The organism is Variovorax pasteuri, from assembly GCF_051216435.1.
In the GTDB taxonomy this organism is placed as follows: domain Bacteria; phylum Pseudomonadota; class Gammaproteobacteria; order Burkholderiales; family Burkholderiaceae_C; genus Variovorax.
Window position 1 is genome coordinate 59,756 of sequence record NZ_JBPJZS010000017.1, and the last position, 25,591, is coordinate 85,346.

The 25,591-nt window shown below is 69.1% G+C and carries 26 protein-coding genes; 8 read left to right on the forward strand and 18 right to left on the reverse strand.

Annotated elements, in window-relative coordinates:
* The 4 genes from ACSFBM_RS33305 to ACSFBM_RS33320 all read left to right on the forward strand — a co-directional run bounded on the left by ACSFBM_RS33305 (position 1) and on the right by ACSFBM_RS33320 (position 4,112).
* Entirely contained in the window at positions 1-1,314 is a 1,314-nt protein-coding gene (locus ACSFBM_RS33305) for a TIGR02270 family protein (RefSeq protein ID WP_435488212.1), read from the forward strand.
* A gap of 13 nt (positions 1,315-1,327) precedes the next feature.
* Positions 1,328-1,495: a hypothetical protein gene (locus ACSFBM_RS33310; protein WP_435488213.1), complete on the forward strand. Its 168-nt coding sequence runs from the start codon at positions 1,328-1,330 to the stop codon at positions 1,493-1,495.
* 89 nt (positions 1,496-1,584) lie between these two features.
* Entirely contained in the window at positions 1,585-3,303 is a 1,719-nt protein-coding gene (gene tagH / locus ACSFBM_RS33315; RefSeq protein ID WP_435488214.1) for a type VI secretion system-associated FHA domain protein TagH, read from the forward strand.
* 14 nt (positions 3,304-3,317) lie between these two features.
* Complete coding sequence (locus ACSFBM_RS33320; RefSeq protein WP_435488215.1) at positions 3,318-4,112, forward strand: PP2C family protein-serine/threonine phosphatase; 795 nt, start codon at positions 3,318-3,320, stop codon at positions 4,110-4,112.
* Between the two features lie 95 nt (positions 4,113-4,207).
* Here the strand turns inward: ACSFBM_RS33320 and ACSFBM_RS33325 are convergent, their stop codons facing one another.
* From ACSFBM_RS33325 to tssA, 5 genes are all read right to left on the reverse strand, one after another.
* On the reverse strand, positions 4,208-4,747 hold the full coding sequence (locus ACSFBM_RS33325; RefSeq protein ID WP_435488216.1) for a peptidoglycan-binding domain-containing protein: 540 nt from the start codon (positions 4,745-4,747) through the stop codon (positions 4,208-4,210).
* An 83-nt stretch (positions 4,748-4,830) separates the two neighbouring features.
* Entirely contained in the window at positions 4,831-5,310 is a 480-nt protein-coding gene (locus ACSFBM_RS33330; RefSeq protein ID WP_435437793.1) for an Hcp family type VI secretion system effector, read from the reverse strand.
* Between the two features lie 155 nt (positions 5,311-5,465).
* Complete coding sequence (gene tssC, locus ACSFBM_RS33335; protein WP_435437794.1) at positions 5,466-6,959, reverse strand: type VI secretion system contractile sheath large subunit; 1,494 nt, start codon at positions 6,957-6,959, stop codon at positions 5,466-5,468.
* Positions 6,960-7,002: 43 nt separating this feature from the next.
* Positions 7,003-7,518, reverse strand: a complete 516-nt coding sequence (tssB, locus tag ACSFBM_RS33340; RefSeq protein ID WP_116913974.1) for a type VI secretion system contractile sheath small subunit — start codon at positions 7,516-7,518, stop codon at positions 7,003-7,005.
* Positions 7,519-7,594: 76 nt separating this feature from the next.
* Positions 7,595-8,632 (reverse strand): type VI secretion system protein TssA, encoded by a 1,038-nt coding sequence (gene tssA / locus ACSFBM_RS33345; protein ID WP_435488217.1) that lies wholly within the window; start codon positions 8,630-8,632, stop codon positions 7,595-7,597.
* Between the two features lie 71 nt (positions 8,633-8,703).
* On the opposite strand from tssA, the gene tssJ reads away from it, so the two are divergent.
* Positions 8,704-9,228 (forward strand): type VI secretion system lipoprotein TssJ, encoded by a 525-nt coding sequence (gene tssJ / locus ACSFBM_RS33350; protein ID WP_435488218.1) that lies wholly within the window; start codon positions 8,704-8,706, stop codon positions 9,226-9,228.
* A gap of 132 nt (positions 9,229-9,360) precedes the next feature.
* Here tssJ and ACSFBM_RS33355 read toward each other — a convergent pair whose 3' ends face one another.
* Together ACSFBM_RS33355 and ACSFBM_RS33360 are read right to left on the reverse strand one after the other, a co-directional pair.
* Entirely contained in the window at positions 9,361-10,509 is a 1,149-nt protein-coding gene (locus ACSFBM_RS33355) for a type VI secretion system protein (RefSeq protein ID WP_435488219.1), read from the reverse strand.
* Position 10,510: 1 nt separating this feature from the next.
* The gene (locus tag ACSFBM_RS33360; protein ID WP_435488220.1) at positions 10,511-11,833 is read right to left on the reverse strand and encodes a DotU family type IV/VI secretion system protein; all 1,323 of its coding nucleotides are present in this window, start codon (positions 11,831-11,833) and stop codon (positions 10,511-10,513) included.
* Between the two features lie 242 nt (positions 11,834-12,075).
* On the opposite strand from ACSFBM_RS33360, the gene ACSFBM_RS33365 reads away from it, so the two are divergent.
* Positions 12,076-12,762: a response regulator gene (locus tag ACSFBM_RS33365; RefSeq protein ID WP_435488221.1), complete on the forward strand. Its 687-nt coding sequence runs from the start codon at positions 12,076-12,078 to the stop codon at positions 12,760-12,762.
* On the opposite strand, the gene ACSFBM_RS33370 is transcribed toward ACSFBM_RS33365, so the two are convergent.
* From ACSFBM_RS33370 to ACSFBM_RS33405, 8 genes are read right to left on the reverse strand one after another with little or no spacing between them, the layout of a single operon-like run.
* Positions 12,759-14,099, reverse strand: a complete 1,341-nt coding sequence (locus ACSFBM_RS33370; RefSeq protein ID WP_435488222.1) for an MSMEG_0569 family flavin-dependent oxidoreductase — start codon at positions 14,097-14,099, stop codon at positions 12,759-12,761. The two genes, ACSFBM_RS33365 and ACSFBM_RS33370, sit on opposite strands and share 4 nt — an antisense overlap.
* A gap of 32 nt (positions 14,100-14,131) precedes the next feature.
* A complete protein-coding gene (locus ACSFBM_RS33375; RefSeq protein ID WP_435437801.1) occupies positions 14,132-14,425 on the reverse strand; it encodes an MSMEG_0570 family nitrogen starvation response protein in 294 nt (97 codons plus the stop codon).
* Positions 14,416-15,597 carry an MSMEG_0565 family glycosyltransferase gene (locus ACSFBM_RS33380; RefSeq protein WP_435488223.1) on the reverse strand — a complete coding sequence of 394 codons (1,182 nt, stop codon included), beginning with the start codon at positions 15,595-15,597 and terminating at the stop codon, positions 14,416-14,418. Before ACSFBM_RS33380 ends, ACSFBM_RS33375 begins: the two co-directional genes overlap by 10 nt.
* Positions 15,590-16,603 carry a sll0787 family AIR synthase-like protein gene (locus ACSFBM_RS33385; RefSeq protein ID WP_435488224.1) on the reverse strand — a complete coding sequence of 338 codons (1,014 nt, stop codon included), beginning with the start codon at positions 16,601-16,603 and terminating at the stop codon, positions 15,590-15,592. Before ACSFBM_RS33385 ends, ACSFBM_RS33380 begins: the two co-directional genes overlap by 8 nt.
* Positions 16,600-17,160, reverse strand: coding sequence for an MSMEG_0567/Sll0786 family nitrogen starvation N-acetyltransferase (locus ACSFBM_RS33390; RefSeq protein ID WP_435488225.1), 561 nt, complete (start codon positions 17,158-17,160; stop codon positions 16,600-16,602). The genes ACSFBM_RS33385 and ACSFBM_RS33390 overlap by 4 nt, the downstream gene beginning before the upstream one ends.
* A gap of 2 nt (positions 17,161-17,162) precedes the next feature.
* Positions 17,163-18,245 (reverse strand): MSMEG_0568 family radical SAM protein, encoded by a 1,083-nt coding sequence (locus ACSFBM_RS33395; RefSeq protein WP_435488244.1) that lies wholly within the window; start codon positions 18,243-18,245, stop codon positions 17,163-17,165.
* Complete coding sequence (locus ACSFBM_RS33400) at positions 18,208-19,263, reverse strand: Nit6803 family nitrilase (RefSeq protein WP_435488226.1); 1,056 nt, start codon at positions 19,261-19,263, stop codon at positions 18,208-18,210. Before ACSFBM_RS33400 ends, ACSFBM_RS33395 begins: the two co-directional genes overlap by 38 nt.
* Before the next feature lie 14 nt (positions 19,264-19,277).
* Positions 19,278-19,760 (reverse strand): MSMEG_0572/Sll0783 family nitrogen starvation response protein, encoded by a 483-nt coding sequence (locus tag ACSFBM_RS33405; RefSeq protein WP_108142592.1) that lies wholly within the window; start codon positions 19,758-19,760, stop codon positions 19,278-19,280.
* 375 nt (positions 19,761-20,135) lie between these two features.
* Here ACSFBM_RS33405 and ACSFBM_RS33410 point away from each other — a divergent pair, with 375 nt between their 5' ends.
* Positions 20,136-21,527, forward strand: a complete 1,392-nt coding sequence (locus tag ACSFBM_RS33410; RefSeq protein WP_435488227.1) for an aminotransferase-like domain-containing protein — start codon at positions 20,136-20,138, stop codon at positions 21,525-21,527.
* A gap of 42 nt (positions 21,528-21,569) precedes the next feature.
* Here ACSFBM_RS33410 and ACSFBM_RS33415 read toward each other — a convergent pair whose 3' ends face one another.
* From ACSFBM_RS33415 to ACSFBM_RS33425, 3 genes are all read right to left on the reverse strand, one after another.
* A complete protein-coding gene (locus ACSFBM_RS33415; RefSeq protein WP_435488228.1) occupies positions 21,570-21,737 on the reverse strand; it encodes a hypothetical protein in 168 nt (55 codons plus the stop codon).
* Positions 21,738-21,748: 11 nt separating this feature from the next.
* A complete protein-coding gene (locus ACSFBM_RS33420; protein WP_435488229.1) occupies positions 21,749-22,294 on the reverse strand; it encodes an Rrf2 family transcriptional regulator in 546 nt (181 codons plus the stop codon).
* Positions 22,295-22,986: 692 nt separating this feature from the next.
* A complete protein-coding gene (locus ACSFBM_RS33425; RefSeq protein WP_435488230.1) occupies positions 22,987-23,205 on the reverse strand; it encodes a hypothetical protein in 219 nt (72 codons plus the stop codon).
* Between the two features lie 13 nt (positions 23,206-23,218).
* Between ACSFBM_RS33425 and ACSFBM_RS33430 the strand changes: the two genes are divergently transcribed.
* Complete coding sequence (locus tag ACSFBM_RS33430; protein WP_435488231.1) at positions 23,219-25,516, forward strand: alkaline phosphatase family protein; 2,298 nt, start codon at positions 23,219-23,221, stop codon at positions 25,514-25,516.
* Positions 25,517-25,591 lie beyond the last annotated feature (75 nt).

Genomic DNA, 25,591 nt, shown 5'->3' on the forward strand with positions numbered 1-25,591 from the left:
ATGAGCGCCATGGCCGATCCGTCCGCTTCCGCATCCGTTTCAGCGTCCGTCTCTGCGTCTGTTCCGGTGGTCGTGTCGCGCCACGCCGAGGAGGCTGCCCTGCTCTGCGGCCAGCGCTTCTTCCTCGTGCGCGCGGGGCACGTCAGGCTGCACCATCTGCGCCGGCTCGACGACCGGCTGGCTGCGCACCTCGACGGGCTCTGCGTGGCGGGCGATGCCGGGCGCCGCGCCACCGACGAGGCGTTGGCGAACCTGGGCCCGGGCGAGGTCTTCGCCTCGTTCGCGCTGGCGCTCGACAACCGCGACGACCGCCGCATCGCGCGCGTGCTGGCGCTGGCCGAGGCCGTGCCCGACGCGCGCGATGCGGCGGCGCTGGCGGTCGGCTGGGTCTCGGCGCAGTCGCTGCGCGGCATCGTCGGCGAGCTGCTGGCGTCGCGCGAGCCGCTGCGCCGCGCCATCGGCATCGCCGCCTGCGACTTTCACCGCGTCGACCCGGGCGGCATGCTGGCCGAAGCGATGGCCGATGCCAGCGCGCCGCTGCGCGCGCAGGCCTTGCAGGCCGCGGGCGACTGCGCACGGCAGGACCTGGCGGCGGGCTGCATCGCCGCGCTCGCGGACGAAGACGCCGCCTGCCGCTTCTGGGCCGCGCGCTCGGCGGTGCTGCTGGGAGAGCGCCACAAGCCCGTGCCCGCGCTGCTGGAGGTGGTGCGCGAACCTGGCGGACCGTGTCGGACGCAGGCGCTGGCGCTGCTGTCGAAGCTCGCGGGCGCTGCGCGCGCCGCACCGCTGCTGCGCACGCTGCTCGCGCACCCGGAGGGCATGCGCGACGCGGTCCGCGCGGTGGGCGCCATCGGCGACGTGCAGGCCGTGCCGTGGCTCATCGAGCGAATGGCCGAGCCTGCGTTCGCGCGGCTGGCGGGCGAAGCCTTCACGACCATCACCGGCGTCGATCTCGCATGGAACGACCTGGAGTGCAAGCCGTCGCAGGACATGCGCGCCGCGGACGCGGACGACCCCGAGGCCGCGGAAGTGGCCATGGACGAAGACGAGGGCCTGCCATGGCCCGACCCCGGCCGGCTGCTGCATTGGTGGGAGGCCAATGCCTCGCGCTACCCCGCGGCCGGCGAGCGCTGCTTCATGGGGCAGCCGCCTTCGTGGCAGCACTGCCTGCGGGTGCTGCGCATGGGCTGCCAGCGCCAGCGCGCGGCGGCGGCGGCGTACCTGTGCCTGCTGCGGCCCGGCACGCAGCTCTTTCCGACGGGCGCGCCCGCATGGCGGCAAGAGCGCTGGCTGGCGCGGATGCCCGGGGAATGAGGCGCACCCGCCGATGGCCGCGAAGTACGTTCTCGCCGCGCTGGCACTCGTCTTCTTCGTGCTGGCCTGCGTGCGCCGCATGCAACGCCCGCGCGCGCCTGACGCCGCCGCGCGCACCTGGCTGTTCATCGCGCTCATCTTCACCGCCGTCGTCGCCTGGCTGCAATGGCATACCTCTTAAGGCGAGATTGCCAACATGCCCTACGGAATGAATACTCCTTGCGAGTTTGTTCGGGCGCATTCAGGCACAGAGCCTTCGGGGGCCGATTCATGATCCATATCGCTGTCATCACCCGGCAAGGCGCTCCGGCGGGGCAGGCCATTGCCGCGGACTTCGGGCCCAGCGGCGGCACCATCGGGCGCGCCGACACCAACACGCTGGTGCTCGACGACCCCGACCGCACCGTGTCGCGCGTGCATGCGCAGGTGCTGTGCCGTGACGGGCACTACTTCGTCATCGACCGCGGCAGCAACGCGATGCAGTGCAACGGCGTGCCGCTGGGCTCGGGCAAGGAAGCGGCGTTGACCGACGGCGCGCGGCTGGTGGTGGGCAGCTTCGAGCTCGCGGTGCGCGTGACGGCTGCCGCCGCGCCGCCGTCGCTGGCCATCCCGAACACGGTGCTTGGAGGGGGCATGGCCGCGCCAGCCGCACCTTCGAGCGACGATCCCTTTGCCGACCTGCTCGCGGGGCTGGGGTCGCCGGCGTCGCCCCCATCTCCGTCATCGCAGGCTGCGGCAACGTCCGCCGCGCACGCCGACGCGCTGCTCTTCCCCGACCCGATGGCCGGCGGCTCGCGCAACGCGCAGGCCGACAGCATCGACCCCTTCGCCAACCTGCTCGGGCCCGCGTCGTCCGCAGCGCCCTCGCGCGGCGCCGGCGCGCTCGACGACTTCTCCGACCTCGGCGCGCCGCCCGCGCACGGCAGGGCCGCGGGCATCGACGACCTGTTCGGTGGCATGGGCAGCGGCGCGGGTGGGGGCATCGGCGGCGACCCGCTCGCGCTGTCGCCGCTGGCCGATCCGCTGCTGCAGCCCAACACCGCCTCCGACGCCGACCCGCTGGCCGCGCTGCAACGCGCGGCGCCGGCCACGTCGTCCGCGCGCGCCGACCACCTGCCGATCGATCAGTTCGGATTCAACCCGCCGAAGGCCATCACCCCGCCCGCGCCTCCCGTGCCGCCCGCGCCCGTCCAGCCTGTCGCGCAGTTCGACGACATGACCGGCCAGCCGATCCGCATCGTCGGTCCCGAGGGCCCGGCCAAGGCCTTCGAGCCATCACCTCCTCCTCCTTCTTCTCCTTCTTCTTCTCCTCCTGTCTACGTGGCGCCACCGCCGCCGGTCCAGCGCCCGGCCGCGCCGCCCGCCCCGCGCACCGCCCCCGACGACGAACTGCTCGCGGCCTTCCTGCGCGGCCTCGCCAGCATGCACCAGCCGCCCGAGCTGCTCACACCGGGCCTGATGGAGCGCATCGGCGCCATGCTGCGCAGCGCCACCGAAGGCACGCTGCAGCTGCTGCTCACGCGCCAGGAGTTCAAGCGCGAGGTGCGCGCCGAGGTCACCATGATCGCGGCGCAGGCCAACAACCCGCTGAAGTTCTCGCCCACGGTCGAGGTGGCGCTGGCGCACCTGCTGGGCCCCGGCGTGCGCGGCTTCATGCCACCCGAGGCCGCGATGCGCGACGCCTTCAACGACCTGCGTGCGCACCAGTTCGGCGTGATGGTGGGCATGCGCGCGGCGCTGGCCCATGTCATCGGCCGCTTCGAGCCGGCGGAGCTGGAGAAGAAGATCAGCGCGAAGACCGCGCTCGACGCCCTTTTCAGCGCCAACCGCAAGGCCAAACTCTGGGACCAGTTCGTGGCGCTGTACGGCGGCATCGCGAGCGAAGCCGAGGACGACTTCCACAACCTCTTCGGCAAGGCCTTCCTGCAGGCCTACGAAGAGCAGATGGCGCGCCTGAAGCACAACGACACCGGCAACCCCCACAGCTGAAGCGAGGCACCCGCTTGGAAATCGAAATCGTCACGCTCTCCCGGCAGGGCGGGCGCAGCTACAACGAGGACGTGCACGGCCACTGGCACGACGAGCGCTACGTCGCCTGCCTGGTGGCCGACGGCGCGGGCGGCCATGGCGGCGGCGACGTGGCGGCGGCCACCGCGCGCGCCAGCGTGCTGGCGGGCTTTGCGGCTGCGCCGGGGCTCGACGAGCCCACGCTGCGCCGGCTGGCGGAGCAGGCCAACCTCGATGTGGTGGCGCGCCAGGCCGAGGGCGGCAAGCTCGCGGGCATGCGCTCGACCCTGGTGTTCGCGGCCATCGACCTGGAGAGCCAGTCGCTGGCCTGGGTGCACAGCGGCGACAGCCGGGCCTACCTGTTTCGCGGCGGCGCCATCGTGGCGCGCACCACCGACCACAGCCTGGTGCAGCAGATGGTGGCCGGCGGCATGCTCGACGAAGAGGGCGCGCGCCTGCATCCGCAGCGCAACATGCTGCTGTCGGCGCTCGGCTCGGTCGAAGAAGCGCCCGAGATCGCCGTGTCGGACCGCATGCGCCTGCTGCCGGGCGACGTGCTGCTGCTGTGCAGCGACGGCGTGTGGGAGCCGCTGGGCGACGAATGCCTCATCGACACGCTGCACGCCTCGCGCACGCCCAGCCAGTGGACCGAGCTGATCGATGCGCAAGTCAAGGCCAACGCCAAGCCGGGCTACGACAACTACACGGCGCTCACGCTGTGGGTGATCGAGGACGACGAGGACGACGTGACCCGGTTGATGCCAGAGAACGCCGCGTCGACCGATTTCTGACTCTCCCCCCGGGAAAATGAAAGGCCTGAAGCGCTCGTCCGATGGACGGACGCTTCAGGCCTTGGCCGTTGCCGGAGCAGCAGGCTGGCAGCCGGTCAGGCGCCACCCGTGGCCGGAACGACCACCGGCGCAACGTAGGTGTACTTGTTGGCCGTCTTCTTGACCCGCTTCAGCGCGCTGCGCAACAACAGCGGCATGTCCTGCCGGTTCGGCAAGTTGGTGTAGTTGTCGATTCCCTGCTTGTCGCAGAGGTTGGCGCAGCCGTTGTTGAGCAGGTCGAGTGCGTAGCGCGTCTTGCTGATCGTGCTGCTCGCGCCCGGCGCCCGGTACGGATCGAAGATGCCGTCCGGCTTCAGGTTTTGTCCGCGTGCGATCGCCTGTTCCTGGAAGTGCACGATGTGCTTCTGCGTGATCGGCCCCTTCTGGCCGTCCACGACGATCACTTCGTTCTCTCCGGGAGGCGGGTCGAAACCGTCGTTGAAGCCGAGCAGCTCGTAGTAGAAGATCCTGAACAGCGCCTGCACCAGCATCACGTCTTCGCGTGTGTTGGAGCCGATCAGGCCGACGGACCAGTCGATGTTGTAGGCCGTGCGCGGATTGCCGCTCGAGCCGATGAATGTGGTGCTGAATGCCATGGCATTGCTCCGGTGAGGACACGTCGGGACCGGCCCCGGGCGCTTGCGCGCCCGATGCCGCACTTTGGCGGGTCCGTCGCCCGTCAGCGGGTTTCGGTGGTCGGCACGTTCCAGCCGAACTTCACTTCGCCGCCAGCCGCGCCCTTGTCGTCCTGCGCCTTGTAGGCGAACTCGATGTCCTTGAACGAGCAGAGCACCTGTTCATGCACGTCGCCGCCCTGCGCGCCGCCGGGGCTCACGCTGGAGATGAAGACTTCCTTCAGGGTGACCTTCAGGTACTCCTGCTGGCCTTCGCCGGCCTTGCGGCAGGTCAGGACCATGTCCTTGAAGTGCTTGCCGCTCACGCAGTTCTTGGCGAGCACCGGAGAGGCTTTGTCGTAGGTGTGCGTGAAGTGGAACTCGCCGGGCGTGGCCTTGCCCTTGCCCGAACCGCCGCCCGAGCCCGCGCCCGACGAGTTGCTCACGTTCCAGGACCACGACGAAATCTCGATCTCGTCCTTGTGATCCTTGTGGGAAGACTCGCCCTTGACGCCGTCGAGCTTGATATGAAAGTCAGAAGACATGTTCCTACTCCTTGGAACCCGATTGCGTTCGGGCGGTTGATGATGATCCAGACGGTTACCTGGGCTGCCGGCGGCCTGCGGTGAAGACCGATGCGCGGCAGCTGTTGATAGAACGAAACGGAAGCCGGAATTTCAAGAAAGATTCAGGCTGTTTTTCATGCTCCGCCCTTGGCGGAAGGCAGCTTCGACACCAGGCGCAGCGAAACCGTGAGGCCTTCGAGCTGGTAGTGCGGGCGCAGGAAGAACTTGGACGTGTAGTAGCCCGGGTTGCCTTCCACTTCCTCGACGACCACTTCGGCGGCAGCCAGGGGCTTTTGCGACTTGGTGATTTCCGAGGAGTTGGCCGGATCGCCGTCCACGTAGTTCATGATCCATTTGTTGAGCCAGCGCTGCATGTCCTCGCGCTCCTTGAAGCTGCCGATCTTGTCGCGCACGATGCACTTGAGGTAGTGCGCAAAGCGGTTGCAGGCAAAGAGGTAGGGCAGGCGCGCCGCCAGGTTGGCGTTGGCCGTGGCGTCCGGGTCGTCGTACTCGGCCGGCTTGTTGAGCGACTGGGCGCCGATGAACGCCGCGAAGTCGGAGTTCTTGCGGTGGATCATCGACAGCAGGCCGGCCTTCGAGAGTTCGGCCTCGCGCCGGTCGCTGATGGCGATCTCGGTGGGGCACTTCTGGTCCACGCCGCCGTCGTCGCTCGGGAAGGTGTGCAGCGGCAGGTTTTCCACCGCGCCGCCCGACTCGATGCCGCGGATGCGCGAACCCCAGCCGTAGAGCTTGTACGAACGGTTGATGTTGGTCGCCATCGCATAGGCCGCATTGGCCCAGGCGTACTTGTTGTGGTCGGCGCCGGCGGTGTCTTCCTCGAAGTCGAACTCTTCCACCGGATTGGTGTTGGCGCCGTAGGGCGTGCGCGCCAGGAAGCGCGGCATGCACATGCCGATGTACTTGGAGTCGTCCGATTCGCGCAGGCTGCGCCAGCCGGCATATTCGGGCGTGAGGAAGATCTTGGTCAGGTCGCGCGGGTTGGCGAGCTCCTGCCACGACTCCATCTGCAGCAGGTTCGGGCTTGCGCCGGTGATGAACGGCGCGTGCGCCGAAGCGGCGATCTTGGCCATCTCGCCGAGCAGTTCCACGTCGGGCGGGCTCTGGTCGAAGTGGTAGTCGCCCACCAGCGCGCCGAAGGGCTCGCCGCCGAACTGGCCGTACTCCTGCTCGTAGATCTTCTTGAACATCGGGCTCTGGTCCCAGGCCGCGCCCTTGAACTTCTTCAGGCTCTTGGCCAGGTCCGTCTTGGAGATGTCCATCACGCGGATCTTCAGGTTCTCGTCGGTCTCGGTGTTGTTCACCATGTAGTGCAGGCCGCGCCACGCACTCTCGAGCTTCTGGTAGTCGGGGTGGTGGATGATCTTGTTCACCTGGTCGGTGAGCTTGGCGTCGATCGCGGCGATCATGGCCTGGATCGACTTGGTCACGTCCTTGCCGATGACGGTGCTGTTGCTCAGCGCCTGCTGCGCCAGCGTGAGCACCGCGGCTTCGACGGCGCTCTTGGCTTCGTCGCTGCGCGGCTTGAATTCCTTTTGCAGCAGCGACGAAAAGTCGCTGCCCGCATACGCGACATCTTTCAGCGCGCTCTGTTCGAGTGCTTCGGCCATGGTGGGTTACTCCTCGTGTACCGGTGGTTCAGGCGAATGGGGTTCAGGCGGCGGGTGCGCTGCCGTCTTCGGGCTTCTTGCTCGCGGCCAGCGTCTGCAGCAGGGCCGGGTCTTCGAGCACCTTGGCGAGCAGGTCTTCGGCGCCGCCCTTGCCGTCCATGTAGGTCACCAGGTTCGACAGCTGCGTGCGCGCCTCGAGCAGCTTGTTCAGCGCCCCCACCTTGCGGGCCACGGCGGCGGGCGAAAAGTCTTCCATGTTCTCGAAGGTGAGCTCGACCTTCAGGTCGCCCTCGCCGGTGAGCGAGTTCTCCACCGCGAACGCGGCGCGCGGCTTCATGGCCTTCATGCGCGAGTCGAAGTTGTCGACGTCGATCTCCAGGAACTTGCGATCGGCCACGGGCGCGAGCGGGTCGGCCGGTTTGCCCGACAGGTCGGCCAGCACGCCCATCACGAAGGGCAGCTGCACCTTCTTCTCGGCGCCGTAGAGCTCCACGTCGTACTCGATCTGGACCCGGGGCGCCCGGTTGCGGGCGATGAATTTCTGACTGCTCTTGGCCATGGAGATGCTCCTTGCGATGTGAATGAGGGGCGGGGGTGGAAGGCGTAGAAGACGTGGAGGACGTGGAAGGGGGGGCTCAGTCGGACGGGCGGCGGCCCGTGACCGTCTCGATGGTGTCCATCGCGTTCGGCGCGAGGTTGGCCATGATCTCGAGGAAGCTCACGCCGATGAGCTTCTTGGCGCGCTCGATCAGGAGCGGGGCGGGGTTGCCGGGCTCGGCCTGCTCGAGGTAGCGGATCACGCGGTCGAGCATCTGCACGGCGTCCTGGCGGTTCTGGATCTCGCCGCGCGCCGCGGCGCGCGGCAAGGAAGCGCCCGCGGCCTGCGGGTCGGCACCGTCCGGGGCGGCGCTGTCCGCCGCCGCGTCGGCCGGCGCACCGCTCGCGGCGGCGCAGGCCTTGTTCAGCACGCGGGCGATGGCGCGCAGCGGATCGAGGTCGACCGCGTCGGCACGGCCGGTGCGCTCGACGACGAGCTTCTGCAGCCGGTCGACGAACCCGGCCACGTCCGCGGCGGCGCGTATCGCTTCGGGCTGCTCGGCCTGGATGGCCTCCAGGCCGCCCTGCACCTGCGCCATCGAGTAGGTGGCCTCGCCGCCGACGGCGGTGAGCGTGTTGTGCGCAATGGCGATGTCGCGCACGCGGACCGGTCCCACGCCGCGCGCCATGCCGACCTGCGCCTCGTACAGGTCGCGCAGGCCCATGGCCTCGTCGGTGAGCGGTGCGAGCGCGTTCAGGCGCATCGTCGGGTCGTTGTCGTCGTCGGCATCGAGCTTTGGATGTATGCCGTCCCAGAAGGTGTCGAGCAACCCGTCGAGCAGCTGCAGCCCGGCGGCGAAGCCGGTCACGCCCTGCAGGTGCGCGGACGCACGCAGCAGCAGCACGGCGGCGCGCACGTCCTTGCTGCGCCGCAGGATGCCTTCGGCCCGCTCGCCGACGTCGCGCCAGTCGGGTTCGACCGCGGGGATCACGGTGTCGCCGAACTGCTGCTCGGCCTTGCCTTGCGCGGCTGCGACGAGCGCCATGAAGTCGGCGTCGTATTCCAGATCGTCGCCGCACGGCGCAGCCTCACCGATGGGCGCGAGCAGTGTGGCTGCAAGTTCTTGGTTCAGCATGTTGCCTGTTCGAGTTCGCTGGTGATAATCAAAGAAGCACCTGAACCGGTCAATGCAACGAAGGGAATAGCATGCGCACGCTGGGTACACACCATTCGTCCTATGAGGCTCTCCTTGCCGCTGCCGCTGCCGCTGCCGCGCGACGCCGCATCGCCGTTCTTGGCCTTGCTGCAGCGGGTCTTCTGATGGCGGGCTGCGCGGCCAAGCCGGTGGTCACCACGGTGGCCGTCACGCTCACGGCCGGCGCCGATGCCAACCCCGATGCACGCGGGCGCGCATCGCCGCTCACGGTGCGCGTGTACGCCATGAAGGCACCGGGCCCGTTCGAAGGCGCCGACTTCTTCTCGCTGTTCGAGAAAGACCAGGCCACGCTCGGCGCCGAACTCGTGCAGCGCGAAGAGGTGCTGCTGCGCCCCGGCGAAAGCAAGAAGCTCGACTTCAACCTGCCGCCCGATGCCAAGTCCATCGGCGTGATGGCGGCCTACCGCGACCTGGACCGCGCGCGCTGGCGCGAGGTGCGGCCCGTGACCACCGGCAAGGCGCAATCGCTCGACGTGAACTTCGGCGCGCGCCAGATGCGCATCGAAACCAAGTAGGCTCGAGAAATAGGCTCGCCCCCAGGCTACGCGCACTTCGTGTCGCTTCTCCTCCCCCCTACCGGGGGCAACACCTGCGGCCCGGCGAAGCCGGTTCCGCGGTGTTCCTTGAATGGCTCCGGGGCATGCCCTTCATGACTGCGCTGCGGACGACGCACGCCCCGGCCGCACCAGCGGCTGGTCGGCGGGGAGGAAGTGCTCGAACAGGTCGTGCACGAACGCGCCGCCGCTGGCCTGCGATGCGCAGGCCGTGAGGTAGAGCCCGCGCCAGCGCGGCGCGCGCGATCCCTTGCCGTGGTGCTCGAACAGCACCTGCGCGAACTGGCGCAGCCCGGGCTGCAGGGCGCGCAGGGCCTCCACGAACTCGTGCACCGCGAGCCGGCCTGCTGTGCCCGGCTGCTCGCGCAGCAGTGCCGCACGCAGCGCATGCAGGTGCTGCGCAAGCGGGTCGAACACGGCATCGAAGCGTTCGCCCGCCGGCGGCTCAAGGGACGCGGAGGGTTCGGTCAACCGGTGGCCCAGCGCCTGCGACAGCACCTCGGGCGGCAGCGCGGCGCGCACCGCCGCATAGCCCGTGAGCTGCTCCAGCCCAGTCACGACGAGGTAGGCGGGCAGCTGCAGGCGCAAGGTGTCGCCGGTCTCGTCGAGCAGGCGGCGCATGCGCGCGGCCAGCGACTTCAGCTCGGCTGCGTCGGCGTGCAGCAGCTCGCTTGCCGCCACGCACGCCACCAGGCCGTTGAGCGGCAGCCGGTCTCGCCGCTCGGCCAGCGCGAGCAGCGACTGCAGCCACAGGCCGCGCAGCGGCGGCGTGCCGGCCGTGTCGCCGACGGCGCCGGGGTGCACTTCGACGGCCACGGTCGCGCCGGTCAGCCACCAGTGCCACCACGTGCCGTCGAAGGGCGCGCCATCGACCGTGGGATCCGGTGCGGGCACGCATTCGCCGTGCGCGGTCGCCAGCAGGCCCTGCAGGTTGGCGGCCGCGTCGCCGAAGAACAGGAACCACGGCACCGGCACGCCGTCCTTCGCCCCTGGCGGCCCGGGCGCGCGCGGTGCGCGCCGCAACGCCTGCCGGGCCTGCGCCATGGCGTCGCGCAGGGCTTCGACGGCGCTTTCGTCGGCGTCGGGGGACGGCATACCGAGCGCGGCGATGCGCTTGAGCAGCACACGGCGCCGCGCGCCACGGCCCGCATCGCGCACCACCGCATACAGCAGGCCGAAGCCGAGCAGGCACAGCGACAGCAGCAGCCAGAAGCGGTGGGCGGGCGACAGCAGGGCGGTCATGTCAGCGCGACACGGTGTCGAGGAACACGAAGTCGGCGATCAGCCGCTCGCTGTTCTTGCTGGCCGCGAGGGCCTCGCGCAGGCGCAGCAGGTAGGCCGAGGCCAGCTCGAAGGGCGGCCGGTCGGCAGCCTCGGCAAAGGGCACCGGCGACGACAGCACCGTGATCAGCACGCTGCCGAAGGGCGGGCTGACCAGCCAGCTCGACGGAATGTCCCGGCCCATCTCCAGCGTTTCGCCGCTGCGCAGCGGCACCGGCGTGTGCCCGGCGTTGAGGTGCATCACCGAGCCGTCGGCGGTGTAGTAGTCGACCCAGATGTAGCTGTCGTGGCGCGGCGCGGTCACCCGCACGCGCACGCTGTCGCCTTCGCGCAGCTTGCCCTCGCGCGCCGACGGCGCGTCCACGTCGAGCCCGTAGGCCTTCTCGCGGTTGCGCGTCTGGTAGGGCTTGAGGATGGCGAACACTTCGCAGTGCGGCCACACGCGCAGGCCGACGTCGAACTGCGGCGCCTGCACGCCGGGCATGCCGCCCACCTCGCGCTCGACGCGCGGCAGGTCGCCGGGCAGCGAGACGAAGCCGCTCACGCGGGTGCGGCCCTGCGCGTCCACGGTGGCGCTGAGGTCGGCGCAGGCGAAGGTCTGCAGCTGCTGCTCGATGCGCTGGCCCAGGCCGGTGGCGACGGCCGGCGGGCCGGTGGACCAGAGCCACAGCAGGTAGAGCAGCGGCAGCATCAACGCCAGTGCGGCGCCGCTGCGCAACAGGGTGCGGTCGCGCCGGCGCGTGTCGACGGGGCCGCGCGGGTCGGGCACGCCGTAGGGTTGCGGGGTGATGCGCTCCTGCGCCAGGCTGCCGGTCGCCGCGGGGTGCAGCGCCAGTTGGCGGCCGTGCAGGTCTTTCAGCTTGCCGAGCTCGCCGCGGTCGCCGTCCTCGAAGTAGTACTGGCCCTTGAAGCCGAGCGCCAGCGCGTGCCAGTAGACCTCGCGCACCGCATCGTCGTCGGCGCCCAGGGCCGAGAGGTGATGGAAGAACTCGCTGTGCGCGTTGTTCGAGTTGAAGAGCTGCACCTGCAGCGCCGGCGTGCCGTTGGCGCCTGGGTGGCGCGCAAGGACTTCGTCGATCCAGGCCACCATGGCGAAGGCCGCCAGCTCGACCTGCGCGGCCGGCGTGCCCTGGGCGTCGGCGGCACCGCGCGCCGCTTCCAGCAGGCGGCGCGCTTCCTGCTGCGCCGCACCGTGCGCAAGCATCGGCATGCCGGCCGCCACCGATGCGTCCAGCGCCAGGCCGAACGAAACGAGGGCGGAAAAACAGTCGTACAGGCGTGCCATGGGCGCTGCCCGCTCAGGCGTGCGTGGCGAAGGATGCCTTGTACCGGCGTCTGCTGCGATGGCACATGCCCATGTCCCCGGTTCCTTCGAGTAGGCGTTCATTCTTTCAACGGGCCCGCCGCAGGCGCCATACCGCTTGGGGCCTATGCCGTTGGTACGGCCGGAGCCCTTGTGGTGCGGGGCATTCGCCGGTATCTTCTGCCGCTGCAAGTGCGCTGCACGCTGGGACACGGGGAACTGCCATGAAAATCCTGATCGCCGACGACCACAGGCTCGTCCTCGAGGCGGTCAAAGCCAAGTTGTCGGAGCTGGAGCCCGGCATCGAATTCGTTCTGGCGATGAGCGTCGACGAATTGCTTGCCGGCGCCACCGACGACCTCGACCTGGCCCTGATCGACCTGAACATGCCCGGCGCCGACGGGCAGGCCCACATCGACGCCATCCGCCGCCGCCATCCGGCCGTGCCGGTGATCGTGCTGTCGGGCTACGAAGACCCGGCCATCATGCGCAGCGCGCTGGAGCGCGGCGTGCTCGGCTTCATTCCCAAGGCCTACTCGCCCGAGGTGATGCTCTCGGCCGTGCGGCTGGTGCTGGCCGGCGGGGTGTACGTGCCGCCGATGATGCTCACGGCGCTGCCGCCGGGCATCGTGGCCGGCGTGTCGCCGCAGGTGGGCGCCGAGCCGCCGGCGCGCAACGGCGGCGGCTTCCAGACGCTGGAGCACCTGCGCAACGTGCTCACCGAGCGCCAGGTCGAGGTGCTGCAGCTGCTGTCGCAGGGCAAGCCCAACAAGCTGATCGGGCGCAGCCTGGGCATCAGCGAGGGCACCGTGAAGATCCACCTGGCCGCGATTTTCCGCGCGCTCAATGTGCGCAACCGCACGGAGGCGGTGGTGGCCGCGCAGGCGCTGACCGAGGCGCAGCAGGCCTAGGCTGCGCGCAGTTCGGCGACCACAGAGGTGGCGCTGCCGGCAGTGCCGCTCGCGCGCATTCCCTCTTTTCTTTGCGCAATGGCCTCGGCCAAAAACTCCGCGTCCCGCGCCACGCCCGAGAAGCGGCCCGACCCCCAGGTGTGCAGCCACGGCAGCCCGAGGAAGTACAGGCCGGCCTCGTTCGTCACGCCGCGCACATGCACCGGCGCGCCGCGGCCGTTGAACACCGGCGCATCGACCCAGGCGAAGTCGGGCGAAAAACCGATGCACCACACCACGCTGGTGATGCCCGCCGCGGCGAGGTCGAGCCGCGTGCGCTCTTCCTGCGGTTCCCATACCGGCGTGTAGACCGACGGCGGCGGTGCCTCGATGCCCTGGGCGGCGATGTGCCGGTCGATGGAGGCGTTGATGCGGTTGTAGGTGTCGTCGGCCGCATCGAGGTTGTCGCGCAGGTTGGGCTGCAGCGCGAAGCAGCCGTCGTCGAAGCCTTCGAGCAGCCCGTAGAGCTCCATGCCTTCGCGCGCGAAGCGCCGCAGGTCGATGTCGCGCCCGCCGTCGCGCCCGGTCACGTAGTGGTTGGTGTTGTCGCGCACGCCCTCGCGCAGCGGGTGCTCGGTGATGGGCATGTCGTAGTACTTCATGTCGGCCAGCCAGTCGACCACTTCGCGGCCGCGGTAGAAGCGCGCGCATCGCGGAGCACGGCCGGTGGCCAGGTGCACCTTGCGTCCGGCCAGGTGCAGGTCTTCGGCAATCTGCGCACCCGACTGGCCGCAGCCCACCACCAGCACGGCGCCTTCGGGCAGCTGCGCCGCGTTGCGGTACTGCGCCGAGTGGAACTGCGCCACGCGGGCCGGCAGCTTCTCGGCCAGGCGCGGCACGATGGGGCGGTGGTAGCCGCCCGAGGCCACCACCACCTGGTCGGCGGTGTAGGTGCCGGCGTCGGTCTGCACGCTGAAGCGCTCACGCTCGCCGGTGCCAGGAACGCGGGAAACCCGCTCGACCGTCACGCCCTCGATGGCCGGCGCCTTCACATGTTCGACGAAGCCGGCGAGCCATTCGTTGATCTGGTCCTTCACCATGAAGCCGTGCGGATCGCTGCCCAGGTAGCCCCAGCCCGGCAGCTGGCACTGCCAGTTGGGCGTGACCAGGCAGAACGAATCCCAGCGCTGCGTGCGCCAGGTGTGGACCAGGCTGCGCTTCTCGATCACCAGGTGGTCGATGCCGCGCTGCTGCAGGCCGTGGCTCAGCGACAGGCCGGCCTGGCCGCCGCCGACGATGACGACGCTGTAGTGGCTGCGCCCGCCGTAGGGAAAGGAGGGGTGGGTGGGATGGGACATGGGGTGCTTCTTTCTCTGAAAGGGGAGGGGCGTCAGTCGAAGGCGACGACGGTGACTTCGGCGTCGGCCCCGTCGGCGGACGGGGCGAAGCGCGCGGCGATGTGCTCGATCTCGGCGAGCTGGTCCATCGCCTGCGAACAGGCGAAGCCGTACTTGGCGCGCACCCGCTCCGAGGCGATGCCCAGCGCCTCGCGGGTGCGCGCCAGAAAGTCGCCCAGGGCGTAGCGCTGGCCGGGTGTCAGGTACTCCCGCACCACCAGCGAAGGCGAATAGCAGCGGGTTTCGCTGGCGTCGGGCCAGCGCACGTGGAAGTGCATCACGGGCATGTCTGGGATTCCTCGAGGGTGGTGCGGTACAGCGCCACGTGGCGCTCGGCGCTGGCTTGCCAGCTGAAGCGCTGGGCGAGGCGTGCGGCGCTGCGCGCGATGCGCTGTGCGTCGCGCGTCGACAGCGCGTGTTGCAGCGCGGCGGCGATGGAGGCGGCATCGGTCGGGTCGGCCCAGCTCACGTCCGTGTCGCCAAGGTATTCGGTGAAGGGTGCGATGCGCGAGGCGACCACCGGTGCGCCGCTGGCCAGGCCCTCGAGCACCACGAGCCCGAAGCCTTCGCGCAGCGAGGGCATGGCGACCACGTCGGCCAGCCGGTAGAGCGAAGGAATGTCCTCGTCGGGCAGCGGGCCGGTCAGGCGCACGGGCTGCAGCGGGCCTTCTTGCAGGCCCAGGGCCTGCATCTGCGCGCCGAAGGCCTGCGCATAGGCCGAGTGATCGAGCAGGCTCGCGCCGCCGGCAATGACCAGCCGTGCCTGCGGATGCGCGGCGCGCAGCAGCGCGAACGCCGCGAGCAGCCGCGCGGTGTTCTTGCGTGCCTCGATGCCGCCCAGGGCCACCACCACCGGCGCGCCGGTGTGGATGCCGAGCCGCTGCGCCAGCACGGCGTCGCGGGCCTGCGCGGTCGGCGAGAAGCGCGCGGCGTCCACGCCGTTGGTCACCTCGTGCGCCGCCACGCCGTACTCGCGCGCCAGGTGCTCGCACCACAGGCGGCTCACGCACAGCACCTGGCTGGCGCGTGCGAAGGCGGTGTGCTGCCACTGCGTGAGTTGCGGCACGTCGAAGGTGTCGAGGTGGTGCACGGTGCGCACGAAGCCGCCGATGTCGCCCGCGTCCTGCAGCTGCGCCAGCGCGTTGCCGCCGATCGAGTCGTGCGTGTGCAGCACGTCGAAGCCTTGGTGCCGCAGCAGGCCGCGCAGGTGCTGCACGAAGGCCGCGATGCGCGAGCGCACCATCTCCACCGTGTCGCGCGGCGTGCCGTGCACCGGCACCAACTCCACCGCGCAAGGCGGCGTGCGAAACAGCTGCTGGCCCGGCGCGGCGGGGGCCAGCACCGTGACGGCGTGGCCGGCCGCGTGCAGCGCCGTGGCCAGCTCCAGCGTGTGCACCACGCCGCCGCGCGGGTTGACGGAGTGCGTGAGCAGGGCGATGCGCAGGGCGCGCTCAGGCATACGTCACCTCGCGGGTGTCGGCGGGCGGCTGGATGAAGGCGTCGCGGCCGAAGTCCCAGAGCAGCGCTTCGTCGCCGGCCTGGCGCAGCCGCACCTGGCGCGTGGCGTCGACCTCGCCGATCACGCCGCAGGCGATGTCGCGCGCGGCAAAGCGCGCCAGCACCGTGGCCACCTGCGCGGGCGCCACGCTCAGCACGAAGCCGTAGCTCGGGAACGACGAGAGCCAGCGCATCAGCGGCACGCCGTCGGGCCGGGGCAGCGCGTCGAGGTCGATGCGCGCGCCCACGCCGGAGCATTCGAGCAGCATCAGGGCCGTGCCCACGGCGCCGGCCATGCTGATGTCCTTGGCCGCGCCGCACAGCCCGTCTTCGGCCAGCAGGGGCAGCAGCTCCAGGTCGGCGCGCAGCCGTGCGGCCGGCGCGCTGGTGGAGGCGTTCCAGTAGGGAAAGGGCTCCTCGTACGCGCCGCGCAGGTCGGCCGCCATCACCAGCAGGTGGCCGGGCTTCGCGTCGAAGCTGGTGAGCAGCTTGCGTGCGTGGCCGAGGATGGCGACGGCCAGCTGCGGTCGCTCGCTGCGGTTGTTGCTGTGCCCGCCCACCACGGGCACGCCGTAGCGCACGGCAGCCTCGGCAAGGCCCCGCAGCACGTCGTCGGCCGGGTTCATTCCGGTGCTCCACAGCGCATCGACCACGGCGGTTGGACGCCCGCCCATCGCGTAGATGTCGCTCACGTTGACCATCACGCCGCAGTAGCCCGCGAACCAGGGCATGCGCACGATGAAGTCTTCGACCAGGCCCTCGATGGCGAACAGCAGGTAGCCGCCGTGCCCGTCGGGAATGGCCGCGCAGTCGTCGCCGATGGGCACGGCCTGGGCGAGCGCGGCATGGCCGCCGGGCAGCGAGCGGCCGAGTGCGGCCACCACGTCGCTGATGTCACGCTTGTGGGCGAAGCCGCGCGTGGCGCGCAGGGCTTCGGCGATGGCGTGGACGTTCGTGGGCTCGGTCATGCCGCCACCTTCGCGCGCGTGACGAAGCCGCTCACGGGGTCGTGGCAGGGCGGATACCAGCCGAGGTCGGCCTGCATGCGCGCATGCGCACGGCCATGCACGTGGGTCTCTTCCAGAAGTTGCCAGCCGAGCTTGCTGAACAGCGGCACGTTCTGCGTCTGCACCTGCGCAAGAAAGGTCTCGCAGCCCAGGGCGTGGGCGCGGGACACGGCCAGCCGGATCAGGGTGGCGCCCAGGTGCCCCTGGCTGCGGAACGCGGGGTGCACGGCCAGCCGCGAACCCCACCATTCGCCCGCTGCCTCGCCGCGGTGGATGCGCACCGTGCCCACCACCTGCTCGGGCATGCCGCCGTTGCACGACATGGCCACCAGCAGCCGCGCATGGTCGTCGGTGGCGTCGCGGTCGTCGCGCGCGAAGATGCCCTGCTCGATGCAGAACACCGCGCGGCGCAGCGCCATGGCCTCGTCCAGCTCCCACTGCTGCGCGGCTTCGCGCACCAGGTACTCGACGGGCGCATAGTGGTCCGCCATTTCGAAGAGGTCGTCGATGCACAGCATGGTCAGCTTTCGCCTTCTTTTTCGTAGACCGACAGCGACGAGCAGGCGCCGCACTTGCCGCAGCCGGCCTTGATGTTGGCCGAGCGCAGGCCCGCCGCCACCACGCGCTGGCCCAGCGGCGCGAGCAGCGACTCCATGAACTCGGGCGTGGGCGCGGGGTGGTCCTCGAGCGGCGTGCCGCTGATCGGCACGAACGGCACGACGAAGGGGTACACGCCGCGCGCCAGCAGCTGGTCGCAGGTGTCGAGGATGGCCTCGCGCGTGTCGCCCAGCCCGGCCAGGATGTAGGTGCTGACCTGCCCGCGCCCGAACACGCCCACCGCCGCCTCGAAGGCGCTCATGTAGCGCGAAACCGGCACGCTGGCCTTGCCCGGCATGAGGCGTTCGCGCACCTCGGGCGTCACCACTTCCAGGTGCATGCCCAGCGTGTCGATGCCCGCGGCCTTCATGCGGTGGAACCACTGGTCGTCGTCGGGCGGCTCGCACTGGCCCTGGATCGGAATGTCGACCGCCGCCTTGATGGCGAAGGCGCTCTCGCAGAGGATGGCCGCGCCCCGGTCGGTGGCGTTGGGCGTGCCGGTGGTCATCACCATGTGCTTCACGCCGTCGAGCAGCACGGCGGCGCGCGCCACCTCGGCCAGCTGCTCGGGCGTCTTGCGCGCGATGGTGCGGCCGGCCGCAAGCGACTGGCCGATCGCGCAGAACTTGCAGCTCTTCCTGCGGCTCTCGTAGCGGATGCAGGTCTGCAGCACGGTGGTGGCCAGCACGTCGCTGCCGTGCAGCGTGGCGATGTGCGAGTAGGGCACGCCGTCGAAGGTCTGCATGGCGTAGAAGCGCGGCTGCTTCGGAAAGCTGATGCTGGCAATGGGGATGCTGCCGCGCATCACGCGGCTCATGCCTTGCGCGTCGGGCGCCTCGGCGGTGAAGGGCGAGTGCCAGGCGGTGGAGGTGTGCACCGGCACCATGATCGTGTGGCCGTCGACCGTCACGGCCTTGTGGTCCGAAGGCCCGGCGCCGCCGCGGCGGCTTGCAACGCCTGCTGACGGGTCAACCAGCCGCAACCCGAAGGACTGGAGCTCGGTCATCAGTTGCCGGTTGTCCTGGGGTGTCGTCGTTGCGGTCGTGGTGGTCATGGTCTGGGCTCCGTTGAACTGAGGGTTGCGTGGCGTGCATCGGCACGGTGGTCTGCGCCGGCCGGTCGTTGATGGCGAGCGACAGCAGCTCGGGCCGCGCGTAGTGGCCGACCGAATCCATCATTCGCTTGCGCTTGGCGATCAGCGCCATGTCGAGGTCGGCCACCACCATGCCTTCACCCTCGGTGAGCGGCGGCGCGAGGTGCTTGCCCTCGGGAGAGACGATGGCCGTGTGGCAGCCGCCGCGCAGCGCCTTCTGCAGGCTGGGGTCGGGCGTGACGCTGCGGATCTGCTCGTCGGTGAGCCAGCCGGTGGCGTTGATGACGAAGCAGCCGGACTCGAGCGCGTGGTGGCGGATGGTCACTTCCATCTGCTCCGCGAAGATCGGTCCGACCAGCGAGCCGGGGAACTGCGCGCAATGGATCTCTTCGTGCTGCGCCATCAGCGCGTAGCGCGCGAGCGGGTTGTAGTGCTCCCAGCAGGCGAGCGCGCCGACACGGCCGACGGCGGTGTCCACCACCTTCAGGCCCGCACCGTCGCCCATGCCCCAGACCATGCGCTCGTGGTACGTGGGCGTGATCTTGCGGCGCTTGAGCGCGAGCGTGCCGTCGGCGTCGAACACCAGCTGCGTGTTGTAGAGGCTGCCGTGGTCGCGCTCGTTCACGCCGAGCACCACCACCATGTGGCGGGCGCGCGCCCGCTCGGCCACGGCCTGCGTGACGGGGCCGGGCACCACCACCGCACGCTCCACCAGCTGCAGGTGCGGCGCACCCTGCAGCACCGGCGGGAGCACGAAGCTGAAGTACGGGTAGTAGGGCACGAAGGTCTCGGGGAACACCGCGATCTGCGCGCCCTTGGCCGCGGCCTCGTCGATGGCGCTGCACACCCGCTCGAGCGTGCCGTCGGGGCGCTCGAAGTCGGGCGCGATCTGGATCGCGGCGGCGCGCACGATGCGGGGGGTGGAAGCCATCTCCTTGTCCTGCCTTACAAGGTCCAGGTGTCGAGGATCACCGCGCCGGCCTTCTTGTGCAGCAGCACGATGTCCAGCACGTCGAGCGGGTTGATGGGCTTGATGCCCTCGATCAGCGCGCCTTCGCCGTGGCCGTACAAAGCCTGCAGTGCGAAGCGGCAGGCGTAGACCTTGCCGCCTTCTTCCATGAACTTGACGATCTGCTTGTTGAAGTTCTGGTGGCCCGGAAAGGCCTCGTCGCCCAGCGTGGGGAAGCCGCGCTGCACGCCCAGCGTCACGCCGGGGCCGTACAGCAGCACCGAGGTGTCGTAGCCCTTGCGCTTCAGGCGCGTGGCCTGCAGCAGGTTGACGAAGCCGATGGAGCCTTCGAAGGCCACGGTGTGGAAGGTGACGAGCGCCTTCTCGCCGGGCTCGGCCTTGACGTCTTCGAACACCTTCTCTTCGTAGTCGACAAGGAACTCGCCTTTTTCGTTGCGGGGGCGGGTGACTTTGGGCATGGGGTACTCCGGGTTGGGTGAGGGGTACGCAGGTCTTGCGTGCCTTTCTCATCGCAGGCGATGTGCCAGCGCCCGGAGGCGGCCGTGCGATCAAGTCGCGATCAATGAGCGGCGGTGCGGGCCGCGTGGCGACAAAATTTTTTGCGGCGCCCGAAATTGCCTGGCTCGGATGGGCTGGTGCAGCCCGTTTCGCACCGCGACGACGCATGTCTCATGCGATCAATGCACCCGATCAATGGGATTGATCGCACCGCATCGAAGCATTCTTCCGGCGTCTTCGCCCTCTGGCGGTTGTGAACCCCGGCGCGATTCCTGCGTGTTGATTGGCGGCCAGATGCAATCAATGAATGCAATCAACTTGCCGGACCCTCCCCGATGCCCACCATCACCGCCCACTGGCGCAGGCAGCTGCGCACCACCGCCAAGCCGGCCTACCTGCTGCTGGCCGACCTGATCGCCGACGACATCAAGACCGGCCGCCTGGGCGTGCGCGACCGCCTGCCCACGCTGCGCGAACTCGCAAGCGAGCTGGAGCTGAACTACACGACGGTGGCGCGCGGCTACGCCGAGGCGCGCAAGCGCGGGTTGATCGACTCGCGCGCGGGCACCGGCACCTTCATCCGCTCGGGCAGCCCCAGCCTGCGCCTGCGCGGCGGCAGCGGCGCCGAGATGACGATGAACATGCCGCCCGAGCCCGACGACGAGCACCTGATGGCGCGGCTGCACGACAGCGCCAGCAAGGCCTTCGCGCAGCTCGATCTTCACGACCTGCTGCGCTACCAGGACTTCGGCGGCACCTCGCACGACCGCGAGGTGGCGATGCAGTGGCTGCGGCCCTTCGTGCCCCATGCGAGCGTGGACCGCATCCTGGTGTGCCCCGGCATCCATGCGGTGCTGACCGCGCTGTTCTCGCAGCTGGCGCGCCCGGGCGAGCTGATCTGCGTGGAGTCGCTCACCTACCCGGGCGTGAAGGCCATCGCGGCGCAGCTGGGTGTGCAGCTGCACGCGCTGCAGATGGACGACGACGGACCCATCGCCGACGCCTTCGAGCACGCCTGCAAGACGCTCAAGCCCAAGGCGCTGTACTGCAACCCCACGCTGCTGAACCCGACCGCGGCCACCGTGTCGCGCGCGCGGCGCGAGGCGCTGGCCGACGTGGCGCTGCGCTACGCGGTGCCGATCATCGAGGACGACGCCTACGGCATGCTGCCGCGCCAGACGCCCGCGTCATTGGCCACGCTGGCGCCGGGGCTCACCTACTACGTGAGCGGGTTTTCCAAGTGCTTCGGCGCCGGGCTGCGCAGCGCGTATGTGTGCTCGCCGACGGTGGTGCAGTCGCAGCGGCTGGCCGGCGCCATGCGCGCGACCACCGTGATGGCCTCGCCGATCACCAATGCATTGACCACGCTGTGGGTGGAAGACGGCAGCACCGAAGAGATGCTGCAGGCGGTGCGCGCCGAGTCGGCGGCGCGGCAGCTGCTGGCCATGCGCTACCTGGGCGACAGCGGGTTGCAGGCGCACCCCGAGGGCTTTCATGCCTGGCTGCCGCTCACGCCCGGTTGGAGCCCGGTGGAGTTCGCGTCGTACCTGCGCACGCAGAACGTGGGGGTGGTGGCGAGTGCGGCCTTTTCCACCGACGGCGACCCGCCCGATGCGGTGCGCATCTGCCTGGGCGGGCCGATGTCGCGCGAACAGTGCGACCAGGCGCTGCGCCTGATTGCGGACACGCTGGCGCATCCGCTGCACCCGCACGCGACGCTGCGCTGAGCCTGCGCGGCGCGGGGCAGCCTGCGCCTGTGCTTCAGCCCGTCATTCGGCCACTGTCGCGACGGCTGCGACAGCGCCCGCAATGCCCGAGAAGCCGGCGGCACCCGCCAGCAGCCTCGCGTCGCGGGTGTTCGCGCCGGCCCGTTCGCGCCATGCCAGGTAGAGCAGGAGCGCGGAGAAGCCGAAGATGCAAAGAGAGATTTCGTTCATGGCGTTTTTCGTCAGCGCTTGGCGAACACGCCGTTCCAGGCGAACACCGAGTTCGGCGCGTTCACATGCCGCAGGCTGGGCTCGGTGCGCACAGGCGACGCTTTCTTGCGCGTCGGTTCGTCGTCGACGCGCAGACCCTTGGCGAGCTGGTCGTCGACCAGGCTCTGCAGCGTGACGGAGCCGAGGAACTCCATCACGTGGTGCTTGGCGGAGGCCCAGAGGGCTTCGGTGGAATAGCAGCCGACTTCGGCCGCGTCCTGCTTGCTGTCGCGCGGGGGGGTGTCGGCGTCCGCCGGAACCTGGCCATCGACCGACGCGAGGATGTCGGCCACGGTGATCTCCGAAGCCCTGCGCGTCAGCGTGTAGCCGCCGCCGGGTCCGCGTGTCGCCTTGATGAGGGCATGCTGGCGCAGCTTGCTGAACAGCAGTTCGAGCGAGGAGCGGGCGATGTGCTGGCGCTGGCTGATCGATGCCAATGGCACGGGGCCGTCCCTCTCGCGCAGCGCGACATCGATCATGGCTGTCAGGGCGAAGCCGCCCTTGGTCGTCAGACGCATGGAGTATTCCTCGTGGATGGGCCTTGCATGGGCAAGGCGGTGAAGGGGTGTCCGGCGCGTTCGCGCGAGACAGGTACGCCCTGTAGGTGTCTGAACGCCGGTAAAAGTTTCCGGCACGGGCCTGGCCGGGTTGCGACGACCAGTGCGCGCATCAACTTCGGCGGCAACTCTCAAATCCCGTTTTGAACTCTTTTGGCATCGACCCCACAACCGGGGATGTCGCAGCACGGTTCAGGAATTGCATTGATTGCATGGGGCTTACCGCAAGCACCAAAAAATGGAGTTCAAAACATGCCTGCCGGCTGTTATATCCACGACGGTTGGTCGTGTGGACGCCGCGCGGCCCCTCAATGTGCAAATCCATCGCGCATTCAGTCGACAGAAACAAATACCTGCGCGGCATAGAGCTCAGGCAGTGCCCAGCCATCGGCGGCCCCAGGTGTAGCCGATCGGCTGACGCCGCCCCTGCCGGCAGAAGCAAGCCGAATTTGCTCTGAATACTCCTCCTAATTCCCATCTAATTTTGAAGTCAGCCAGTGGTCAGTTAAATTAGGAGCGGGAATTGGATGGGCGCTGGCGCCTCCGACTATTAGCAAAGAATTAGCGACGAATTAGCAAAGTGCGGCGCCATTTTTTGACACAAAGACGTCATCCGCAATTCCTACATTTCTCCTCGATGTGGCGTTTTGCATTCAAAACGCACGATGCCCGCAATCCCATGCAGGCCGGTCAAAACCATCCATAACCAACTTCCCGAGATATATGATGATTTTCGAAAGAAGAGTTTTGCTGACGTCATTGACGACAGTTGCGGCTTGCGTGCTCGCCGCTTGTGGGGGAGGGAGTGATGGCAACAGCGGCTTCTTCCCGATCAGCACGCCGCCCGCCAGCACAACCGGCACGACCAGCACGACATTCAGCGGCGTGGTGGCCGCCAGCGGCTACGCGCCTGGAAGCACCACGGGCAACCCGACCCTGAAGGCCGGCTATTACCAGAAGGCAACGGTCTTTGTGGACACCAACGGCAACGGCGTGCTCGACAGCGGCGAGCCGTCGACCGTCACCGATGCCAGCGGCAAGTTCACGCTGACGACCACCAGCACCGGCCCGCTGGTCGCCGACATCGGCACCGGCGCGACCAATACCGCCACCGGCGCCGCCGTGGCCAGCCACCTCATCCTGCGCGCCTCGACCGACCAGATCGCCGACCAGGGCGCGGGCAAGATCGTCATCAGCCCGCTGTCGAGCGAAGCGCAACGCCTGGTGGAAGCCAACGGCAGCAGCTATGCGACCGAAAAGGCCAAGCTCCTCACGCGCCTGAACGGGCCCACCTTCAATCAGGGCACGGCCGCGCTCACCGATCCGCTGGCAGACGTCAACACGCTGAGCGGCGCCAGCCAATATGCGGCGCTGTACGAAGACAACCAGCTGACCAACCGCTACACCTACGCGACGACCAAGCTCGACCGCAAGGACCTGTTCCCCGACAACCTGGCCGTGTTGGGCGGCGACCCGCGCCTGGCCGGCCTGTCGAGCGTGACGCTCACCAATACGGACGGCACCAAGGCCACCCCCACGGGGCCGCAGCAAAAGCAGGCGCCCATCACCTTCGCGCAGGCGCAGCAGGCGGCCTTCAACGTGGAAGGCGTGCCGGCCTACGACAACATCTTCGTCATCGTCGAGGAAAACAAGTCGACCGACGTGATCGTGGGCAACCCGCGAGCCGCGAACATCAACTACATCCTGAACAACTACAACCAGTTGAAGACGTACTACTCGACCGGCAACCCGTCCGAGCCGAACTACACCGCGCTGGGCGGCGGCGATGACTTCGGTATCACTGACGACAACTGGTTCGGTTGCGGCGCCGTCGCGCCTTACGACATCAAGGACGTCGCATTCGCCGGCGGTACGGCATCCGACGGCCAGACCATGCCCGCACAGGACAAGCTCCCGCCGGCGAACAGCAACGCCCGCTCCCATTACCAGCCGACCGATCTCACTTGCGGCGACGCCCCCACCGGCGGCACCGTGCACAACATCCCGGGCAGCAACCTGTTCACGGCGATGTCCAAGGCAGGCCTGACCATCCGCACCTACAGCGAGTCGATGAATCCGGGCCAGGACGTGCGCGCCGACAGCATCGTCGACAACAAGGTCACCGCCACCTACGACTCGAGCAAGCTCAAGGACGCCACCCGACTCGATGGCTCCGCGCCGCCCACCCTCGTCGGCTCTCCCAACTTCGCCGCGCAGGGCGGTCTCTACAAGGTCAAGCACGGCCCGTCGATCGCCTTCCAGGGCGCGCGCAGCCTGCCCGATTTCGTGGCCAACAACCGCACCATCTTCGGCACGCAATACCAGGAGGCGGACTGGCTCAACTCCTCGATCTACCCGGTTCCGAGCGGCTGGATCTACGACCAGTTCGGCAAGGACCTGGCCGCGGGCGACGTGGGCAACATCAACTTCATCGTTCCGGACCAGTGCGACGACATGCACGGCGTGGGCTCCGACACCAGCTGCGCGAACACCAACAACGACGGCCAGGCCGCCGGCACCCTGCGCGCCGACATCTACCTGGGCATGGTGGTCAACAAGATCCGCAGCTCCGCGCTGTGGAAGAACCCGCAAAAGCGCGTGGCGATCGTCGTGATGTACGACGAAGGCGAAGGCGGCAGCAACGGCTCCTGCTGCGGCTGGAACGCGGGCGGCTCGACCTCCGGCGCCGCACCGGTGACCGTGGACGCGAACGGCAAGGCAACGGCCACCAGCCCACCGCCCAACTACGCCGCGGGCAACTTCGGCCACGGCAATTCGATCTTCGGGATCATGTCCAACCAGCAGGACGTGGGCACGGCGAAGAAGCAGGTGGCGGACAGCGATGCCTACAGCCACTTCTCGTTCCTGCGCACGCTGCAGGACATGTTCCAGATCGCCGACCCGGCCGTGGATGCGTCGTACCTGAACCGCACCAAGTACACCGAGGCGTTCATCACCGCCAACATCCTGGCGCTGCCGGAATACCAGAACAGCGCCGACACGCACTTCGACGCGGTGCGGCCGATCAACCATGCGTATGTGATCCCGGCCAACTACACCCAGAAGCTGTACGCGAACGACATCGACGGTGTGCAGGACGCCGCCACGGGCAAGCTGGAAGGCCAGATCACCCCACAAGTCGGTCCTGACGCAAGCCAGACCAACGTCTGGGCGACCCGATAAGCCGAAGAAAGCCGGGCAGAAGCACAAGGGGGGCCATCCGGCCCCCCGATGCCTTTGCGCGGCGCTCGCGAGATG

What these genes read in the sequence shown, in the direction of transcription:
- ACSFBM_RS33310 (WP_435488213.1), top strand. Translation starts at nt 1,328, where the DNA reads ATGGCCGCGAAGTACGTTCTCGCCGCGCTGGCACTCGTCTTCTTCGTG.
- ACSFBM_RS33360 (WP_435488220.1), bottom strand. Translation starts at nt 11,833, where the DNA reads ATGGCACGCCTGTACGACTGTTTTTCCGCCCTCGTTTCGTTCGGCCTG.
- ACSFBM_RS33380 (WP_435488223.1), bottom strand. Translation starts at nt 15,597, where the DNA reads ATGCCTGAGCGCGCCCTGCGCATCGCCCTGCTCACGCACTCCGTCAAC.
- tssA (WP_435488217.1), bottom strand. Translation starts at nt 8,632, where the DNA reads ATGCTGAACCAAGAACTTGCAGCCACACTGCTCGCGCCCATCGGTGAG.
- tagH (WP_435488214.1), top strand. Translation starts at nt 1,585, where the DNA reads ATGATCCATATCGCTGTCATCACCCGGCAAGGCGCTCCGGCGGGGCAG.
- ACSFBM_RS33385 (WP_435488224.1), bottom strand. Translation starts at nt 16,603, where the DNA reads ATGACCGAGCCCACGAACGTCCACGCCATCGCCGAAGCCCTGCGCGCC.
- ACSFBM_RS33415 (WP_435488228.1), bottom strand. Translation starts at nt 21,737, where the DNA reads ATGAACGAAATCTCTCTTTGCATCTTCGGCTTCTCCGCGCTCCTGCTC.
- tssC (WP_435437794.1), bottom strand. Translation starts at nt 6,959, where the DNA reads ATGGCCGAAGCACTCGAACAGAGCGCGCTGAAAGATGTCGCGTATGCG.
- ACSFBM_RS33420 (WP_435488229.1), bottom strand. Translation starts at nt 22,294, where the DNA reads ATGCGTCTGACGACCAAGGGCGGCTTCGCCCTGACAGCCATGATCGAT.
- ACSFBM_RS33400 (WP_435488226.1), bottom strand. Translation starts at nt 19,263, where the DNA reads ATGGCTTCCACCCCCCGCATCGTGCGCGCCGCCGCGATCCAGATCGCG.
- ACSFBM_RS33390 (WP_435488225.1), bottom strand. Translation starts at nt 17,160, where the DNA reads ATGCTGTGCATCGACGACCTCTTCGAAATGGCGGACCACTATGCGCCC.
- ACSFBM_RS33375 (WP_435437801.1), bottom strand. Translation starts at nt 14,425, where the DNA reads ATGCCCGTGATGCACTTCCACGTGCGCTGGCCCGACGCCAGCGAAACC.
- ACSFBM_RS33410 (WP_435488227.1), top strand. Translation starts at nt 20,136, where the DNA reads ATGCCCACCATCACCGCCCACTGGCGCAGGCAGCTGCGCACCACCGCC.
- ACSFBM_RS33325 (WP_435488216.1), bottom strand. Translation starts at nt 4,747, where the DNA reads ATGGCATTCAGCACCACATTCATCGGCTCGAGCGGCAATCCGCGCACG.
- ACSFBM_RS33365 (WP_435488221.1), top strand. Translation starts at nt 12,076, where the DNA reads ATGAAAATCCTGATCGCCGACGACCACAGGCTCGTCCTCGAGGCGGTC.
- tssJ (WP_435488218.1), top strand. Translation starts at nt 8,704, where the DNA reads ATGCGCACGCTGGGTACACACCATTCGTCCTATGAGGCTCTCCTTGCC.
- ACSFBM_RS33355 (WP_435488219.1), bottom strand. Translation starts at nt 10,509, where the DNA reads ATGACCGCCCTGCTGTCGCCCGCCCACCGCTTCTGGCTGCTGCTGTCG.
- ACSFBM_RS33405 (WP_108142592.1), bottom strand. Translation starts at nt 19,760, where the DNA reads ATGCCCAAAGTCACCCGCCCCCGCAACGAAAAAGGCGAGTTCCTTGTC.
- tssB (WP_116913974.1), bottom strand. Translation starts at nt 7,518, where the DNA reads ATGGCCAAGAGCAGTCAGAAATTCATCGCCCGCAACCGGGCGCCCCGG.
- ACSFBM_RS33370 (WP_435488222.1), bottom strand. Translation starts at nt 14,099, where the DNA reads ATGTCCCATCCCACCCACCCCTCCTTTCCCTACGGCGGGCGCAGCCAC.
- ACSFBM_RS33305 (WP_435488212.1), top strand. Translation starts at nt 1, where the DNA reads ATGAGCGCCATGGCCGATCCGTCCGCTTCCGCATCCGTTTCAGCGTCC.
- ACSFBM_RS33330 (WP_435437793.1), bottom strand. Translation starts at nt 5,310, where the DNA reads ATGTCTTCTGACTTTCATATCAAGCTCGACGGCGTCAAGGGCGAGTCT.
- ACSFBM_RS33395 (WP_435488244.1), bottom strand. Translation starts at nt 18,245, where the DNA reads ATGACCGAGCTCCAGTCCTTCGGGTTGCGGCTGGTTGACCCGTCAGCA.